Source organism: Thiemannella venezuelensis (genome assembly GCF_014203605.1).
In the GTDB taxonomy this organism is placed as follows: domain Bacteria; phylum Actinomycetota; class Actinomycetes; order Streptosporangiales; family Streptosporangiaceae; genus Planomonospora_A; species Planomonospora_A venezuelensis.
In genome coordinates this window covers 254,748-271,645 of sequence record NZ_JACHJJ010000002.1, presented here as the reverse complement: position 1 = coordinate 271,645, position 16,898 = coordinate 254,748, and the positions used below count along the sequence as shown (strand labels likewise).

11 protein-coding genes are annotated in these 16,898 nt (G+C 74.9%); 4 read left to right on the top strand and 7 right to left on the bottom strand.

Annotated elements, in window-relative coordinates; translation table 11 throughout:
• Nucleotides 1–73: 73 nt before the first annotated feature.
• The 7 genes from FHS22_RS04765 to FHS22_RS04735 all read right to left on the bottom strand — a co-directional run bounded on the left by FHS22_RS04765 (nucleotide 74) and on the right by FHS22_RS04735 (nucleotide 9,735).
• On the bottom strand, nucleotides 74–3,055 hold the full coding sequence (locus FHS22_RS04765; RefSeq protein ID WP_184939072.1) for a bifunctional [glutamine synthetase] adenylyltransferase/[glutamine synthetase]-adenylyl-L-tyrosine phosphorylase: 2,982 nt from the start codon (nucleotides 3,053–3,055) through the stop codon (nucleotides 74–76).
• Between the two features lie 173 nt (nucleotides 3,056–3,228).
• The gene (locus FHS22_RS04760; protein WP_184938768.1) at nucleotides 3,229–3,942 is read right to left on the bottom strand and encodes a type 1 glutamine amidotransferase; all 714 of its coding nucleotides are present in this window, start codon (nucleotides 3,940–3,942) and stop codon (nucleotides 3,229–3,231) included.
• 389 nt (nucleotides 3,943–4,331) lie between these two features.
• The gene (locus tag FHS22_RS04755; RefSeq protein ID WP_184938766.1) at nucleotides 4,332–5,270 is read right to left on the bottom strand and encodes an acyl-CoA desaturase; all 939 of its coding nucleotides are present in this window, start codon (nucleotides 5,268–5,270) and stop codon (nucleotides 4,332–4,334) included.
• A 234-nt stretch (nucleotides 5,271–5,504) separates the two neighbouring features.
• Complete coding sequence (locus tag FHS22_RS04750; RefSeq protein WP_184938765.1) at nucleotides 5,505–6,230, bottom strand: hotdog fold domain-containing protein; 726 nt, start codon at nucleotides 6,228–6,230, stop codon at nucleotides 5,505–5,507.
• Nucleotides 6,231–6,466: 236 nt separating this feature from the next.
• The gene (locus tag FHS22_RS04745) at nucleotides 6,467–6,601 is read right to left on the bottom strand and encodes a mycothiol transferase (protein ID WP_377295567.1); all 135 of its coding nucleotides are present in this window, start codon (nucleotides 6,599–6,601) and stop codon (nucleotides 6,467–6,469) included.
• Between the two features lie 655 nt (nucleotides 6,602–7,256).
• On the bottom strand, nucleotides 7,257–8,618 hold the full coding sequence (glnA, locus tag FHS22_RS04740; protein ID WP_184938762.1) for a type I glutamate--ammonia ligase: 1,362 nt from the start codon (nucleotides 8,616–8,618) through the stop codon (nucleotides 7,257–7,259).
• Nucleotides 8,619–8,736: 118 nt separating this feature from the next.
• Nucleotides 8,737–9,735 carry an ArsR/SmtB family transcription factor gene (locus tag FHS22_RS04735; protein WP_184938760.1) on the bottom strand — a complete coding sequence of 333 codons (999 nt, stop codon included), beginning with the start codon at nucleotides 9,733–9,735 and terminating at the stop codon, nucleotides 8,737–8,739.
• A 47-nt stretch (nucleotides 9,736–9,782) separates the two neighbouring features.
• Here FHS22_RS04735 and FHS22_RS04730 point away from each other — a divergent pair, with 47 nt between their 5' ends.
• The 4 genes from FHS22_RS04730 to FHS22_RS39140 all read left to right on the top strand — a co-directional run bounded on the left by FHS22_RS04730 (nucleotide 9,783) and on the right by FHS22_RS39140 (nucleotide 16,845).
• Entirely contained in the window at nucleotides 9,783–11,006 is a 1,224-nt protein-coding gene (locus FHS22_RS04730; protein ID WP_184938758.1) for an MDR family MFS transporter, read from the top strand.
• A 174-nt stretch (nucleotides 11,007–11,180) separates the two neighbouring features.
• Nucleotides 11,181–13,172: a sensor histidine kinase gene (locus tag FHS22_RS04725; RefSeq protein WP_338047597.1), complete on the top strand. Its 1,992-nt coding sequence runs from the start codon at nucleotides 11,181–11,183 to the stop codon at nucleotides 13,170–13,172.
• 77 nt (nucleotides 13,173–13,249) lie between these two features.
• A complete protein-coding gene (locus FHS22_RS39145; protein ID WP_184938756.1) occupies nucleotides 13,250–14,728 on the top strand; it encodes a BTAD domain-containing putative transcriptional regulator in 1,479 nt (492 codons plus the stop codon).
• A gap of 2 nt (nucleotides 14,729–14,730) precedes the next feature.
• The gene (locus tag FHS22_RS39140) at nucleotides 14,731–16,845 is read left to right on the top strand and encodes a sensor histidine kinase (RefSeq protein ID WP_338047596.1); all 2,115 of its coding nucleotides are present in this window, start codon (nucleotides 14,731–14,733) and stop codon (nucleotides 16,843–16,845) included.
• The last annotated feature ends 53 nt before the right edge of the window (nucleotides 16,846–16,898 follow it).

The window sequence follows — 16,898 nt, the reverse complement described above, 5'->3', positions numbered from 1 at the left end:
CCCATAAGCCGGAAATATCGGCTCCTTCCGGCCGGGGGCACCCAGGCACCGGCCGGAACCCTCGCGCCCCGGATCAGTCTCCGTAGAAGACGCGCTCCACCACGGCGCGGGCCCGGCGGGTGACCCGGCGGTAGTCGTCCACGAAGTCCTCGCTGCCGTCCGGCGGGTAGCCCAGGGCGCGTGCGAGGAGCGTGCGCTCGCGGACGTCCGCCGGGACGGAGTCGGAGGCCCGTCCCCGGACCAGGACGATCGCGTCCCGGACCCGGGAGGCGAACCGCCAGGCGTCGGCGAGCACCGCCTCGTCGGCGGGGTCGAGCAGCTTCTCGGCGACCGCCGCGCGCAGCGCCTCCAGGGTCCGGGTGGTCCGCAGGGAGGGCAGCCGGCCGGCGTGCCGGAGCTGGAGGAGCTGGGCCACCCACTCCACGTCCGACAGGCCGCCCCGGCCGAGCTTCGTGTGCAGGGCGGGGTCGGCCCCGCGCGGCAGCCGTTCGGCCTCCATCCGCGCCTTCAGCTTGCGGATCTGCAGCACGGCGGCGTCGCTCACCCCCTCGGCCGGATAGCGCAGCGGATCGGCCAGGTGCAGCAGCCCGGTGCCGAGCCCGGCGTCCCCGGCGCAGAAGCGGGCCCGCAGCAGCGCCTGCGACTCCCACGGCGCCGACCAGCGCTCGTAGTAGGCGGCGTAGGAGGCCAGCGTGCGGACCAGCGGCCCCTGGCGGCCCTCCGGACGCAGGCCGGGGTCGACGAGCAGCGGCGGGTCCGGGGCGGGCAGGGCCAGCAGCCGGCGCAGCTCGTTGGCGACGGCGTGCGCGGCGTCCGTGGCGTCCTTCTCCGGCACGCCCGGCAGCGGCTCGTGGACGAACATCACGTCGGCGTCGCTGCCGTAGGAGCACTCGACCCCGCCCAGGCGGCCCATCGCGATCACCGCGAACCGGGTGCCCAGCGGGGCACGCCGCTCCATCTCGACCTTGGCGATCGCGGCGTCCAGCGCGGCCTGGACCGTCACGTCGTTGAGCGTGGACAGCGCCTGGCCGACCTGCTCGATGTCCAGGTGGCCGGTGAGGTCGGCGACCGCCGTACGGAACAGCTCCCTGCGCCGCAGGGCGCGCGCGGCGGCGACCGCGGTCTCGGCGTGCCCGGGGTACCGGCCGACCGTGGCCCGCGCCTCGGCCAGCAGCGCGCCGGGGCGCCGGGGGTCCAGCTCGGTGTCGGAGCCGAGCAGCGCGACGGCCTCCGGGGCGTGCAGCAGCAACCCGGCCGCGTACCTGCTGGTGCCCAGGAGCCGGGCCATCCGGGAGGCCACCGCGGTCTCGTCGCGCAGCAGCCGCAGGTACCAGGAGGTGGCGCCGAGCTTGTCGGAGATCTGCCGGAAGCCGAGCAGCCCGGCGTCGGGGTCGGGGGCGTCGGCGAACCAGCCGAGCATGACCGGCAGCAGCGTGCGCTGGATCGCCGCCCTGCGGGAGACACCGCTGGTCAGCGCGCTGATGTGGCGCAGCGCCCCGGCCGGGTCGGTGTAGCCGAGGGCCTCCAGACGGGCCTGCGCGGCGGCGGTGGACAACCGGTCCTCCGACTCGGGCAGCCGCGCCACGGCCTGCAGCAGCGGCCGGTAGAACAGCTTCTCGTGCAGGCGGCGGACCTCCAGCGCGTGCCGCCGCCACCGGGTGGTGAACTCCCCCACCGGGTCGGCGGTCATGCCCAGGCCGCGGCCGAGCCGCCGCAGGTCGCCCTCGCCCTCGGGCACCACGTGGGTACGGCGGAGCCGGTGCAGCTGGAGCAGGTGCTCGACCTGGCGCAGGAAGGAGTAGGCCTCGGCGAGCGCCCTGGCGTCGTCCCGGCCGACGTAGCCGCCCCGGGACAGGGCGGCGAGCGCGGGAAGCGTGGCGCGGCGGCGCAGCAGCGGGTCCAGGCGGCCGTGCACGAGCTGCAGGAGCTGGACGGCGAACTCGATGTCGCGCAGCCCGCCGGGGCCGAGCTTGAGCTGCCGCTCGGCCTCCCCCGCCCGGATGTGGGCCTCCACCCGGCGGCGCATGGCCTGCACGTCCTCGACGAACCTCTCGCGGGTGGCGGCCTGCCAGACCAGCTCGTCCACCGCCTCGGCGTAGCGGTTGCCGAGCTCGGCGTCCCCGGCGACCGGGCGTGCCTTCAGCAGCGCCTGGAACTCCCACGTCTTGGCCCAGCGCCTGTAGTAGGCCAGGTGGCTGGCGAGCGTCCGGACCAGCGGCCCGGCCTTGCCCTCGGGGCGCAGCGCCGCGTCCACCTCCCAGAGCGAGCCCTCGGGGGTCGCGGCCGAGCAGGCGCGCATCGTGCTCTGGGCCAGGCGGGTGGCGACCCGCAGGGCCGTCGCCTCGTCGACCGGCTCGGCCGCGTCCTCGCGCGGCTCGGCCACGAAGATCACGTCCACGTCGCTGATGTAGTTGAGTTCCCGGGCCCCGCACTTGCCCATGCCGATGACGGCCAGCCGTACCGAGCCCGCCTCCCCGTGCTCGGCCCGGGCGACCGCGAGCCCCGCCTCCAGCGCGGCCCCCGCCAGGTCGGACAGCTCCGCGGTGACCTCGGCGAGTGCGGCCCGCCCGGTGACGTCCCGCGCGGCCAGGTGGAGCAGGCGGCCCCGGTAGGCGACCCGCAGCGCGGCCAGGGCGGCGGTGGAGGCGTCCCGGGCGCGCGGCTCGGGGTCGCCGGGGTCGGCCCCGACCGCCGTCAGCAGCTCGGCGCGGAGCTCGGTCCCGGAGGGGCGGCGCCCGGCCCGCTCGCCCTCCAGCAGCCGCCAGTGCCCGGGGTGCCGGACCACGTGCTCCCCGAGGGCCGCGCTGACGCCGAAGACGCCGAGCAGGCCGGCCCGCAGGCCGGGGTCCCCGCGGAGCGCGCCGAGCACGCCCGGGTCCTTCTCGGCGAGCCGGTCGAGCGAGGTGAGCGCCAGATCGGGGTCGGCCGCGCCGACGAGGGACTCCAGCAGGGCCAGGTCGCCGGCGGCCTCGGGCCCGAGCCCGTGGAGGAGCCGCTCGGCCCTGGCCCCGTCGGCGAAGCCGAGCCGGGCCAGCCGCCCGGCGGTCGTCTGCATGCGGGGCACGGTGTCCACCGCCCCTTCCTCGTCTCCGGTCGCGAGCACCGCCGGCCTCCTCAATCCTGCATCACGGGATCACAGAGCACACGTCACGCCCCCGGAACGCCGCCGCCCGGGCTACCGCCGGAGCCGTGCGGCGCCGCCGGCCGTTCCTCCCCGCGATCGGCCGATCACGTGTCCGCGACCACGGCGGCGAAGCGCTCCGCGAGCGGCCTCCAGGTCGCGGCGAGCCGCGCCTCGGCGGCCTTGACCCCGGTGTTCAGCTCCTCGACGGAGTGGCCCTGGCCGGTCAGGTGGTCGGCGGAGCCGTTCGTCCAGTCGAGGAAGATCTCGGGGGTCGCCTCGGGATGGAACTGCACCGCCCACGCCCGCTCGCCGAGCCGGTAGGCCTGGTTGGGGTAGACGTCCCCGGTGGCCAGCGGCACCGCGCCCGGAGGCAGCCGGGTCATCGCGTCCCGGTGGTACTGCACCGCCACCGCGGGCTCCGCGCCGTCGAGCAGCCCGTCGAAGAGCGGATCGCCGCTCGCGGCGGGCAGCGGGGCGACCCGGCACGCGCCGACCTCCAGCCCGCGGTCGCCGCGCTCGACCGTCCCGCCGCAGGCGAGGGTCAGCAGCTGGGCGCCCAGGCAGACGCCCAGGGTCGGCACGCCGCCGTCCACCGAGCGGCGGAGCAGGCCGCGGGTGGCGGGCAGCCAGGGGTGGTCCTCGTCCTCCCAGGCCGCCGCCTCGCCGCCGAGCACGATCAGCCCGTCGGCCGCGCGCTCCGGCACCGCCTCCCCCAGATACGGCCGGACGACCTCGCAGCCGGCCCCGGCCCCGGCCAGCCACTCGGCGAAGAATCCCAGGCCCGCCGCGGTCTCGTGCTCGATGACGGTGATCCTCATGCGGCAATTATGCGGCGTGCGGGGAAAGTCCGTTCTCCCGGTGTTCGCCCCGGCGGGGAGGCCGCTCTCATCCGCCCGCCGTACGGTCACGGACCGCGCCGGCACCCGGTCCCCCGTCCCCCGTCCCCCGTCCCCCGTCTCTCGTCTCCCGTCGCGCCCGGCGGGATGGTGCGGTCACCGGGGACAGCACGAGAAGGCAGGCCAGCGCGGCGATCAGGGAGACGCCCGGCCGGCGGCCGCTGCGCAGCAGCGCGGAGACCGTCTCGCGCAGCGCCTCGCCCTGCCCAGCGTGTCGGCCAGCCGGGCGGCCGGTTCCCCGGCCGGCAGCCGGCGGGTCGCGGTGGCGCCGAGGCCACCGCGCTCAGGCCACCGCGCTCAGGCCACCGCGCTCAGGCCACGGCGTTCACGCGGCGGGCGGCGAGGCGGGCGGTGTCCGGCCAGCGCACGTCCCAGGCCCAGCCGAACCGCTCGAACAGCCAGATCAGCCTGGCGCTGGGGTCGAGCTGGCCGCGGAGCACGCCGTGCCGGGCGCAGGTGGGGTCGGCGTGGTGCAGGTTGTGCCAGGCCTCGCCCAGCGAGACGACGGCCAGCCACCACACGTTCCGGGAGCGGTCCCTGACCGAGAACTCCTCCTTGCCGAAGGTGTGGCAGACGGAGTTGATCGACCAGGTCACGTGGTGCTGGGCGAAGATCCGTACCAGCCCGCCCCAGAAGTAGGCGGTCAGGGCGGCGTGCCACGAGCCGCCCCACAGCCCTCCCGCGAGGGTGGGCAGGCCGAGCGAGAGCAGCACGACCGGCACGTACGCCAGGTTGTGGGAGAGGATCCTGATCGGCCGGTCGGCGAGCAGGTCGGGGCAGAAGCGCCGCCGCGAGGTGCGCTCCGGGCGGAACAGCCAGCCGACGTGGGCGTGGAACAGCCCCTTGCTCAGCCCGACGAAACCGGAGCCGAACCGCCACGGCGAGTGCGGATCGCCCTCCCGGTCGGCGTACTTGTGGTGCCGCCGGTGGTCGGCCACCCAGCGGATGACCGGGCCCTGGAGCGACATGCCCCCGGCGACCGCCATCACGACCCGCAGCCAGGTCTTCGCCTGGAAGGAGCGGTGGGTGAAGTGCCGGTGGTAGCCAACGGTGATGCCGAATCCGGTGACGAGGTACATCACCCCGGCGATGACCACGTCCCGCCAGGTCAGGCCCCATCCCCAGGCGAAGGGGACGGCGGCCAGCACCGCGAGGAAGGGCACCACGACGAACAGGACGACGAGCAGGCGCTCGAACCACGGCACGGGGGCTGCGGCCAGGTCCTGCGGTGCGGCGGAAGAGGAGGCCATGCCCGCCGAAGGTAGTCGCGGATCGCGGCGGGCTCTCCGCCCCGGAGGGCGATTTATCCGGCGGAAATTGTCACCCCGCGAGCAGCCGCCCGCGGCGGGGCCCCGGGTGACGGTGCGGGCGGCGGGAACCCGGTCGGCCGGAGACCGCCCGCGGCGGGAGCGCGGGCTCGGCGGCCCCTACCGGGCACCGCGGAGGCGAGGGCTCCGGCCGGGGTCTCCCCCGGCCGGGCCGGGTCAGGCGGGGGCGATCCAGGTGGCCTTGGCGGCGGCGACCAGGGTGCCGTCCACCTCGTAGATCGCGCTCTCACCGAAGAGCTTGCGGCCCTCGCGGCCGGTGGCGCGGGCGACCACGGAGTAGGTGCCGCCGGGGTAGATCCGCCGGTGGACCTGGGCGGTCAGCCGGCCGAGCAGCGCGAACTCGCCGGGCGCGAAGTGGGCCCAGCCGGTGGCGCAGTCGAGCGCGGCCCAGACGACGGCGTCGGGGATGACGCCGTCCTGGTCGGCGACCGTGATCGGCACCCGCCAGCCGGCGGCCACCGACTCGGCGCCCTCGACCCGGCCGGGGAAGATGCGCAGGCCGTCGCCGGGCTCGCGCAGGCCGCAGGCGAAGCAGCCGGAGAAGGCGTGGGCGGTCAGCCCGGCGAAGCCGCGCTCGGCGCGGGCCGCCTCGTTGAAGGGCACGAACGCCGGGGCGTCGAGCCGCTCGGCCACCGCGATGGCCTCGACGAGGAGGGTCTCACCGTGCGTGAGGGTGGCGGTGTTGGCCAGCTGGCGCAGGTCCAGCTCGGTCTCCAGCGGGGTGGGCGCGTGCAGCGTGACCTCGACGGCCGAGTCGTACCGGGCGCCGTGCAGCGCCTCGGAGACCGTGCCCGCGATCCATCCGCCGTTCGCGACGCCTTCGGGGCCGCGGAAACGTGCCGGGACGGTCACCACGGTCTGCAGACCAGCAGCCGTCGTCATGCCGCACCTCCTGTCGCCTCAATCGGCGATCGATCATTGATATGTGACAAGCAAAGAGACCGGCCGATATTACCGGAATGGTTGAGGCTAAACCCAACCAGGGGCGGGTACCGCCGGCGTGAAGACCCGGTAACGGGAGCACCACGCCCGGCGCGTGCGACCGCCGGACGGGCGGCGCCCGTGAACGGCGTCCGCCCGCGGCGGCCACGGCCCGTGACCGGCCGACGCCCCGGCCGCTACTCCCCCGTCAGACCGTCCACCGACTCGCGGAGGAGGTCGGCGTGGCCGTTGTGCCGCGCGTACTCCTCGATCATATGGCACAGGATCCAGCGCAGGCTGGGAGCCCGGCCCCAGGAGGGTGGCGGTCTCATCGCCCGCGAGAGGAGGCTCCGGCCGGTCCTGCCCATCGAAGTCGGTCATGTGCACGGAATCCAGCCGGGACCTCCGACATACTCGGCTGCCGCTCGTCCGGGAGGCGCCGCGTCGTGTCGCGGAACCCTTTCAGGCTCGAGACCGTTGCCCGTTCCGGCGACCATGGCACGTCGACCGGGAGGGTTGGAGTCTCATGGCGTGGTTCCGGGACGACGAGGCCGACGTGCAGGAGACCGTCGACGAGGCCGGCCGGGCGCATGCGGAAGCGCGGACGGCCTTCGTGGCGCGCCTTCGGATGAAGTACGAGAGAAGGGATGCGGGGCCGGTGCCGCTCGCAGCCGCGCTGATCGAGGGCGTCGAGCAGGCGGGCGCGACTCGTCCGGCGAGTCCGCGGTGCGGCCCCGGCACCGAACGGCATCCCCTGCCCCGCGGCGATCTCCGGCCCCGCCCGGTCGGGCGACGCGATCAGCGCCGATGCCCGCGTACGCGGCCGGACGGCCGCGCGAGCGGCTCACGGGCCGTCCGTCCCCGAATGCCACCTCGCCCCGGCGCAGCGCCGTCGAGAAAGTAGGCATCACGTCCCCGCTCCGGGGACACCTGGCGCAAGCCGTACCGGAAGCACCTCTACGTTGCAAGAATTGCTCTGGCCTGGTCTTACAGCACCGGGAGGTAGCGGCCGAGCTCGAACTCGGTGACCTGGCGGCGGTACTCGTTCCACTCGGTGCGCTTGTTGCGCAGGAAGTAGTCGAAGACGTGCTCGCCGAGGGTCTCGGCGACCAGCTCGCTGCGCTCCATGACCGCGATGGCCTCGTCCAGCGACTGCGGGAGCGGGGCGATGCCCAGGGCGCGGCGTTCGGCGCTGGTCAGCGCCCAGACGTCGTCCTCGGCGCCGGGGGGCATCTCGTAGCCCTCCTCGATGCCCTTGAGCCCGGCGGCGAGGATCACCGCGAAGGCCAGGTAGGGGTTGCAGGCGGAGTCGAGCGAGCGGAACTCGATGCGGGTGGATCCGCTCTTGTGCGGCTTGTACATCGGGACGCGGACCAGCGCGGAGCGGTTGTTGTGGCCCCAGGAGATGTAGCTGGGGGCCTCGCCGCCCTGACCGGCGATCGCCTCGGCCCCGCCCCACAGGCGCTTGTAGGAGTTGACCCACTGGTTGCAGACGGCGGTGATCTCGGCGGCGTGGGTGAGCAGGCCGCCGATGAAGGCGCGGCCGGTCTTGGAGAGCTGGTACTCGGCGCCGGGCTCGTGGAAGGCGTTGCGGTCGCCCTCGAACAGCGACATGTGGGTGTGCATGCCGGAACCGGGGTACTCGGTGAAGGGCTTGGGCATGAAGCTCGCCCAGATGCCCTGCTCCAGCGCGACCTCCTTCATGACCAGCCGGAAGGTCATGATGTTGTCGGCGGTGGTCAGCGCGTCGGCGTAGCGCAGGTCGATCTCCTGCTGGCCGGGGCCGCCCTCGTGGTGGCTGTACTCGACGGAGATGCCCATCGACTCCAGCATCATGATCGCCTGGCGCCGGAAGTCGTGGCCGGAGCTGTGCGGGGTGTGGTCGAAGTAGCCGCCCTCGTCGATGGGCTCGGGGCGGGTGCCGCGCTCGGGCCGGTTCTTCAGCAGGAAGAACTCGACCTCGGGGTGGGTGTAGAAGCTGAAGCCCATGTCGGAGGCCTTGGCCAGGGTCTTCTTGAGCACCCAGCGGGGGTCGGCGTGCGAGGGCGAGCCGTCCGGCATGAGGATGTCGCAGAACATCCGGGCGGCGCCCGGGTTCTCGCTGCGCCAGGGCAGGATCTGGAAGGTGGAGGGGTCGGGCTTGGCCAGCATGTCCGACTCGTAGACGCGGGCGAAGCCCTCGATCGCCGAGCCGTCGAAGCCGATGCCCTCGGCGAAGGCGCCCTCCAGCTCGGCCGGGGCGATGGCGACCGACTTGAGGAACCCGAGCACGTCGGTGAACCAGAGCCGGATGAACCGGATGTCGCGCTCCTCGAGCGTGCGGAGAACGAACTCCTGCTGGCGGTCCAAGGCCTCTCCTCCATTGCCGGCGCGGTGCGACACGCCTGGTCCTCTACCCAGTCTGCCCGCTGTGTGTTTCGCCCACGTTACTCCGTCCCGTTTCCGGCGGGCGCGGTCCGCCTCGGGCTCAGGGGGTGCAGACCAGGGAGTCGCCGACCGGGGTGCGGCTGTAGACGACCTCGCGGCCGAGCCGCCGGCGGACCGCCAGGCCGCCGCCGGTCAGGACGGTCAGGTGCTGGCTGACCGCGCCCGGGGTGAGCTCCATCCGCCGGGCCAGGGCCGAGGTGGTCGACGGGTCGGCGAGGGCGAGGAGGATCTGCGCGCGGGTCCGGCCGATCAGCGCGGCCAGCGCGCCGGGCGCGGGCGGCGGGCCCGAGCTCCACAGGGTGCCGACGCCGGTGGCCGGGTAGACGAGCATCGGCTGGTACGGCTCGACCATCGTGGCCGTGTCCGGCCACCAGAAGGCGGTCGGCACGAGCACCAGGCCGTCTCCGCCGAGCGGGGCGGAGTACTCCCAGTTGCGCACGACCGCGAGCCGGTCGCCGCGCCAGGAGACGTTCGGGTGCAGGTCGGCGAAGAGCTCCCGGGCGCCGCCCGCGGCGAGCTGACGGGAGCGGCGGGTCACCTCCGCCTCCAGCAGCCCGTGGACGCGGGGCCAGAACTCGGCGAAGGCGACCTCCCAGTAGCGCTGGAGGGTGTCGGCGACCCGGGCCACCCCCGTCCCGGGGTCGGCCCGGAACCGCTCGATGATCCGCGGGTCGGCCCCGGAGACCCAGCCCGCCTCGACGGCGGCCCGGTCCGGCGGCGTGCGCCGGACCCGCTCCAGTTCGGCGGCGAAGTCGGGCTCGGGGGTGTCGGGAGTAGGGGTGACGAAGTCGACGAGGTAGCCGGCCGTGGGCACCAGGGCGAACAGCTCGGACAGGTCCAGGCCCGCCAGGCGGGGCCGTACGGCGCGCAGCCAGGGCAGGTGGAGGGAGCGCCGGGCCGGGTCGCGGAGCGTGCGCAGGCTGGCGACCAGCTCCCAGATCGGTGAGAAGGCGAAGCGGATCCGGGCCACGTCGTCGGGAGCGAAGACCCACTCGACGTGGCAGGACCTCTTCCGGACACCGCCCGACCCTTTAGACACGGCTAAAAGATTGGCAGCTTTGCGAACACCTGTCCAACCCTGGTCCCATGACGACCACGACCATCGCCAAGCCCAAGCCCAAGCCCACGTTCCTGCAATCCAAGATCGGCGGACTTCCCCGGGCGTTCTGGGCCCTGTGGACGGGGACGCTGGTCAACCGGGTGGGCATGATGGTCGAGCCGTTCATCGGCGTCTACCTGACCCAGTCGCGCGGCATGTCGCTGGCGGCCGCGGGCGCGGTGATGGCGGTGTTCGGCGCGGGCTCGCTGATCTCGCAGATCCTCGCCGGCTGGCTGGCCGACCGGTTCGGGCGGCGGATCACCCTGACCGGCGGCATGGTCGCGACCGCCGTGACCATGGTCGCGCTGGGGGCGAGCACCTCGCTGCCCGCGATCGTGACGGCGATGTTCGTGCTCGGCCTCACGATCGACGCCTACCGGCCCGCCTCCAACGCGCTGGTGGCCGACCTCGTCTCGCCCGAGGACCGGCCGCGCGCCTACGGCCTGCTGTTCTGGGCGCTGAACCTGGGCTTCGCGGTGGCGATGGTGATCGGGGGCCGGCTGGCCGAGGCAGGGTACGCCTGGATGTTCTGGTTCAACGCGGTCACCGCGGTGGTCTTCGGCCTGCTGGTGTGGCGGGCGGTGCCGGAGACCCGCCCGGAGCCGGGCGAGCGCGCGGGCGGCGGGTTCGGCGCGGTGCTGAGGGACCGGCTGATGGTCGCCTACATCGTGATCTGCGTGCTCTCCAGCCTGGTCTACGCCCAGGCGTTCACGACGCTGCCGCTGGCCATGACCGGCGCGGGCCTCGGTGAGAGCTCCTACGGCCTGGTCATGGCGGTCAACGGCGTCCTGATCGTGCTCGTCCAGCCGCTGACCGGCGACTGGTTCGGCAAGCGGGACCACAGCACCGTGCTGGCGATCGGGTACGCGGTCATCGGCGGGGGCTTCGCGCTGAACGTCCTCGTCTCCGGCGTCGCCGGGTACGCGTCCACCGTGGTGGTCTGGACACTCGGCGAGATCGTCACCGCGGGCATCCCCGGCGCCATCGTGGCCTCGCTCGCCCCGCCCCACCTGCGCGGGCGCTACTCGGGCATGTTCGGCTTCGCCTGGTCGGCCGGGACCATGCTGGCCCCGCTGCTCGGCACCCGGCTGCTCGCGGCCGGCCCCGCCGCCCTCTGGCTGACCGTCGGCGCGGTCAACCTCGTCGCCGCCGCCGGGCTGCTCGCGATCGGCCCGGCGCTGCGCCGCCGTACTGCGGCGACATCATGTTGAGCGCATGTTGATTGAACATTGCTCTATTCCGGCTAGTGTCCCTCTAAGTCCGCATATAGAGGGGCACGGAGGGGCAAGGTGGCGCGCGAGCCGGACCGACCCGGGCCGGGAGGCGTCCTCCCGGAGCCAGGGGGCCGTCCCGCGACGGCGCATGGGCGCCTGCGCCTGGCCGGCGTGCTGACCGCCGCACTCTCCGTGGCCATGGAGTGCGCGAACATCGTGGTGACCGCCATGCTGCCGCAGCCGTCGTACACCCCGCTGCCCTTCGCGCCCGAGGACATGGCGGGGACCGCCTTCCCGGTCTTCGGGGCGCTGCTGATCCTGCGGCGGCCGCGGCTGGCCGTCGGCTGGCTGCTGGTGGCGGGCGGCCTGGCCTGCGCGGTCAACATCCTGGCGGGCAACGTCGCGCGGCTGCACTCCTCCTCCCCCTACGCCTTCGGCGCGCCCAAACCCCTGTGGGCGGCCGTCGGGCTGAGCTGGGCGCTGGCGACGCTCCTGCTGGGCGTGCTGCTGCCCCTGCTCTATCCGACCGGCCGGCCGCCCTCGCCCCGGTGGCGGGCGCTGGTCGTCTTCGCCTGCCTGGTGCAGGGGCTGGAGGCCCTGCGCTCGCTGCTCGTCGTCATCGAGGCGGTGCCGCCGTCGCCGGCCGCCAAGGAGATCCTGTACTGGCTCGGCACCGCGGCGATGGGACTGGCGTTCCTCTCCCTGGCGGTGCGCTTCCACCGGGCGGACCCGGTCGAGCGGCGGCGGATCGCCTGGCCGCTGCTCGCGTTCGCGGGCCTGATCGTCCCGTGGGTGGCGGGCGGCCCGCTCTGGTGGCTGGCCTCGTTCACCATCCCGCTCATCCCCGCCGCGATCGCGTTCGCGATCCTGCGGCACGGGCTCTACGAGATCGACACCCTGATCACCCGGACCCTGGTCGGCGCGGGTCTCGTCGGTGTCATCGGCGGCGTCTACGTGGGGGCGGGCGCCGCCTCCAGCCTGCTGCTGTCGGATCTCGACCAGTTCGGCGGACTGCTGGCCGCGCTGCTCGCCGGTGCCTTCTTCCATCCGCTCCGCAGGGTGCTGCAGCGCGGCGCCGACCGGCTGCTCTACGGCAGCAAGGGCGACCCGGTGGCGCTGGCCGGGGAGCTGAGGCGGCGGCTGCAGCGGACCGATCCCGCCGAGGGGCTGCCCGCGGCCCTGGAGGTGCTGCGTGAGGGGCTCTCCGTCACGGGAGTGGCCGTGCGGTTCGCCGAACCGCCCGCGCCTCCCGGGGCGGAGCCGTCCCCGGCAGGCGCCTTCGGGGAGTGGCCCGGCCAGGCGGGCGCGGGCGAGCTCGGCGAGGTGGTCCGCGAGGTCCCCCTGGTCTGGCACGGCGAGCCGGTCGGGCACCTGCTCATCGGTCCTCCGGGGACCCGGCGGCTGCCCGCCGCGCACAACGAGCGGGTCATCGCCGCGCTCGCGCCGTACATCGCCGACGCCGCCCACGCGGTCCGGCTGGTCGGCGCGCTGCACCGCTCCCGCGAGCGGATCATCGCCGCCCGCGAGGAGGAGCGCCGCCGCCTCCGCCGCGACCTGCACGACGGTCTCGGCCAGTCGCTCAGCGGCATGGCGATGTCCATCAACGCGGCCCGGCGTTCCCTGCGCGTCTCCCCGGAGAGCGCCGAGCGGCTGCTCGACGGGCTGCGCTCCGGCATGGACAGCGTGACCAGCGACATCAGGCACCTGGTGTACGGCCTGCGCCCCCCTGCCCTGGACGAGCTCGGCCTGGCCGGGGCGATCGGGGAGATGGCCGGGCCCGCCGTCGCGGTCGAGGCGAGCGGCGACCTCACCGGCCTGCCGGCCGCCGCCGAGGTGGCGGCCTACCGGATCGTCCAGGAGGCGCTGACCAACGCGCGCAAGCACGCCGGGGCGAGCGCCGTACGGGTCTCGCTGGAGCGCGGCGGAGGCCCGCACGGCGGAGACCCGGCCGGCGGAGACCCGGGCGGCGCCCGCCTGCGCGTCCGGGTGAGCGACGGCGGCCCGGGGGTGCCGCCCGGCCGGAGGTCCGGCGTGGGGCTGGCCTCCATGCGCGAGCGGGCCGCCGAGCTCGGCGGCACCTGCTCGATCACATCGCCGCCGGAGGGCGGAACGGTGGTCGAGGCGGTGCTGCCGCTGACCCTGGACGCGGAACCCTGCCGCTGATCCTTCTCCCAGCAAGCGAGCGATGGTGAATGTTGCCGTATGACGTCAGTCCAGGTAGCCGTACTCTTACAGCTGCGATGCTGACATTTCGTACTCTAGGACCGTTCCAGGCGCGCCACGGCGACGTGGTGCTCGACCTCGGCGGTCAACGCCAGATGGCGGTGCTGGCCCGGCTCCTGGTGGCGGGGGGCCGCGCCGTCCCGGTGAGCGTGCTCATCGACGAGCTCTGGCCGGGCGAGCCGCCGGCCCAGGCGCTGTCCACCATCCAGGGATACGTCTCGCGGCTGCGGCGCGCGCTGGAGCCGCACCGCGCGCCGCGCGAGGAGGCCGCGGTGCTGGTCTCGGCCCCGCCGGGCTACGCGCTGCGCGCCGAGACCGGCCAGGTGGACTCCTGGCGGTTCGAGAGCCTGGTCAAGCTGGAGGGCGGCCCGGCGGCGGTGTGGGAACGCACCCGGGAGGCGCTCTCGCTGTGGCGGGGTCCCGCGCTGGCCGAGTTCGCCGACCTGTCGTGGGCGGTCACGGAGGCCGGACGGCTGGAGGAGCTCCGGCTGACCGCGATCGAGCGCCACGCCGACGCCGGGCTCGCGCTGGGCCAGTCCTCGGCGCTGGTCGCGGACCTGGAGGCGCACGTCTCGGCCCATCCGCTCCGGGAGGAGGGCTGGCGGCTGCTGGCGCTCGCCCTCTACCGGGGCGGCCGGCAGGGCGACGCGCTGGGCGCACTCCGCCGCGCCAGGGCCGTGCTCCGCGACGAGCTGGGCCTGGACCTCGGCGCCACCCTGCAGCGCCTGGAGTCCGACATGCTGGTCCAGGCCCCCCACCTGGACCTGCCCGGGGAGCGGTCGGCCGTACGCCCGGCGGGAGAGCCCCCGGCGGGGAAGCCCCGGGGCGGGGAGCCGGCCCTGCGGGTCGTCGTGGTCGACGACCAGGCGCTGGTCCGCACCGGCCTGCGGGTGGTGCTGGACAACGAGCCCGGCTTCGAGCTGGCCGGTGAGGCGGGGGACGGCGAGCAGGCGATCGCACTGGTCCGCGAGGCCCGTCCCGACGTGGTGCTGATGGACATCCAGATGCCCCGGCTGGACGGCCTGACCGCCGCACGGCGGATCCTCGCCGACCAGGACCCGCCCAAGGTGATCATGATGACCACGTTCGGCACCGACGACAACCTCTACTCGGCGCTGCGGGCCGGGGTGAGCGGCTTCGTGCTCAAGACCTCCGCGCCCGAGCAGCTCATCAGCGCGATGCGCGCCGCGCAGGCCGGGGACGCGCTGATCGACCCCGCCGTCACCACCCGGCTCATCTCGGCCTTCGCCGGGCGCACCGACCCCGCCGCCCCGCCCGCGCTCGCCGGGCTCGGCGACGCCGAGCTGGACCTGCTGAAGCTGGTCGCCCGGGGGCTCACCAACCGGCAGATCGCGGCCACCCTCATGGTGGCCGAGCAGGACGTGGCCGGGACGGTGAGCAAGCTCCTGGAGCACCTCGGCCTGTTCGACCGCGCGCAGCTCGTCGTCGCGGCGTACGAGTCGGGTCTGGTCAATCCGGGCGACCCGGGCAGGTAGCGGTGTCCAGGCGGGCGGAAGGCCGCGCCCTTCCCTGCGCGGAGGAGGCGCAGGAGGTCACGCGCGGACCCGGCGCGGGGGACCCGGCGCACGATCCCGCGGCCGCCGGCCGCCCGGGCCCGGGAGCGACGGCCGCGTTCGCCGCCTCTCCCCGTGGGGCCCTCGCCGCCGCCATGGCCGTCGCCTCCGTCCTGCTCACCGTGGCGGGGTTCGTCATGAGCCTCGACCTGCCCCCCGGCTGGACGCCGGACATCCCGGCGACGCCCGACCACGTGGCGGGCGTGACCTTCCCCCTGGTGGGGGTGTTCCTGCTGGCCCACCGCGCGCCCCCGGTCACGGGCTGGCTGATGTGCGCGGGCGGCCTGGGCTGCGCGCTCAACGTCTTCGCCACCTCGGCGGTGCTGGCCGCCGCGGGCGGCGGGGACCTCGCCGCCGCCGGATACCTGCGCTGGGTGATGGCCGTGGGCTGGGGAAGCGGCGGCGCGCTGCTGGCCATCATCCTCCCGCTCTACTCCCCCGACGGCCGCCTGCCGTCGGCGCGCTGGCGGCCGGTGGCGGCGCTGGCGGCGGCCGCGATGGCCGGGCAGACGGTCTACCAGCTCCTCCTGCCGTCACCGCCCCGGGAGCTTTCCCCCTGGCCCGAGCCGATCCCCAACCCGATCGGAGTGGAGGCGCTCGCCCCCTACTCCGTCACCGGCCAGGTCCTCTTCCAGAACCTGCTCGTGGCGCTCGTGGTGGTGGCCATGCTCTCCCTGGTGCTGCGCTTCCTCCGGGCCGGCCCCACCGGACGGCGCCAGATCGCCTGGCCCCTCTCCGCCTTCGCGATCTACACGGTCTTCCTCGCCGGAGGGCGGGACTGGTGGCCGATGTCCACCCTGTGGACCGCCATCACCGCCGTCGCCCTCGCCTTCGCCGCGCTGCGCTACCGGCTGTACGGCATCGACACCGTGATCAGCCGCGCCTTCGTGGCCGCCGGACTGATCGCCGCGGTCAGCACGGTCTACTTCGGCGCGAGTGCCGTGACCGGGCTGGTGCTCTCCGGCTACGACCGGATCGGCGGCCTGGTCGCCGCCCTGTCCGCCGGGGTCTTCTTCCACCCCCTGCGCGACCGGCTCCGGCTCCTGGTCGACCGGCTCATGTACGGCACGCACGGCGATCCGGCCGTCCTGGCCGCCCGGCTGGCGCGGGAGGTCGGCGAGGCCGAGCCCGCGGGCGCGCTGGCCGCCGTCGCCGCCGTGATCCGCGACGGGCTCGGCGTCACCGGAGTCGCCGTCGAGGTGGACGGGATCGAGGGACGGCGGGTGAACCTCGGCCTGCTGGGCCCGGCCCCGCGGGTGGTCCCGCTGGTCTGGCACGGAGAGCCGGTCGGCCGCCTGCTGCTCGGCTCTCCGGGGCCGCGCCGGTTCGCCGCGGCCCACAACGACCGGCTGATCGCCGCGGTCGCGCCGTATGTGGCCGACGTGGCGCACGCCGTACGGCTGACCGCCGACCTGCAGCGCTCCCGGGAGCGCATCCTGACCGCCCGCGAGGAGGAGCGCCGCCGCCTGCGCAGGGACCTGCACGACGGGCTGGGCCACGCGCTGGCCGACATGGCGATGTCGATCAACATGGCCAGGATCAGCCTGCGCACCGCCCCGGCCTCGGCCGACCGGCTCCTGCTCGACCTGCGCGCCGGGATGGACTCGGTCAGCCAGGAGATCAAGGAGCTGGTCTACGGCCTGCGCCCGCCCACCCTGGACGAACTCGGCCTGGCGGGAGCCGTACGGGCGCTGGCGGCCGAGGGCGGGCTCCCGGTCGCGGTGGAGGCCTCGGGGGACCTCTCCGACCTGCCCGCGGCGGCCGAGGTCGCCGCCTACCGGATCGCGCAGGAGGCGCTCACCAACGTCCGCAAGCACGCGGGGGCCCGCTCGGCGGCGGTCGCGCTGCGGCGCGGGGGGTCCTCGCTCACGGTCCGGATCACCGACGACGGGTGCGGGCTGCCCCAGGGGTCCAGGTCCGGGATCGGCATGGTCTCGATGCGCGAGCGCGCCACCGAACTGGGCGGGACCTGCGCGGTGAGGCCGGCGCCCGGCGGCGGCACGTCCGTGGAGGCCGTCCTCCCGCTCGGACGGGGGTAGATCCGGAATCCGGCGGGGAGGAACCCCTGCGGACAGGTCCGGGCTCCGACGGG

Bases quoted from the DNA above. Each gene is read 5' to 3' on its own strand.
- FHS22_RS04765 (WP_184939072.1), bottom strand. From the start codon at position 3,055: ATGCAGACGACCGCCGGGCGGCTGGCCCGGCTCGGCTTCGCCGACGGG.
- FHS22_RS04760 (WP_184938768.1), bottom strand. From the start codon at position 3,942: ATGAGGATCACCGTCATCGAGCACGAGACCGCGGCGGGCCTGGGATTC.
- FHS22_RS04755 (WP_184938766.1), bottom strand. From the start codon at position 5,270: ATGGCCTCCTCTTCCGCCGCACCGCAGGACCTGGCCGCAGCCCCCGTG.
- FHS22_RS04750 (WP_184938765.1), bottom strand. From the start codon at position 6,230: ATGACGACGGCTGCTGGTCTGCAGACCGTGGTGACCGTCCCGGCACGT.
- FHS22_RS04745 (WP_377295567.1), bottom strand. From the start codon at position 6,601: ATGAGACCGCCACCCTCCTGGGGCCGGGCTCCCAGCCTGCGCTGGATC.
- FHS22_RS04730 (WP_184938758.1), top strand. From the start codon at position 9,783: ATGACGACCACGACCATCGCCAAGCCCAAGCCCAAGCCCACGTTCCTG.
- FHS22_RS39145 (WP_184938756.1), top strand. From the start codon at position 13,250: ATGCTGACATTTCGTACTCTAGGACCGTTCCAGGCGCGCCACGGCGAC.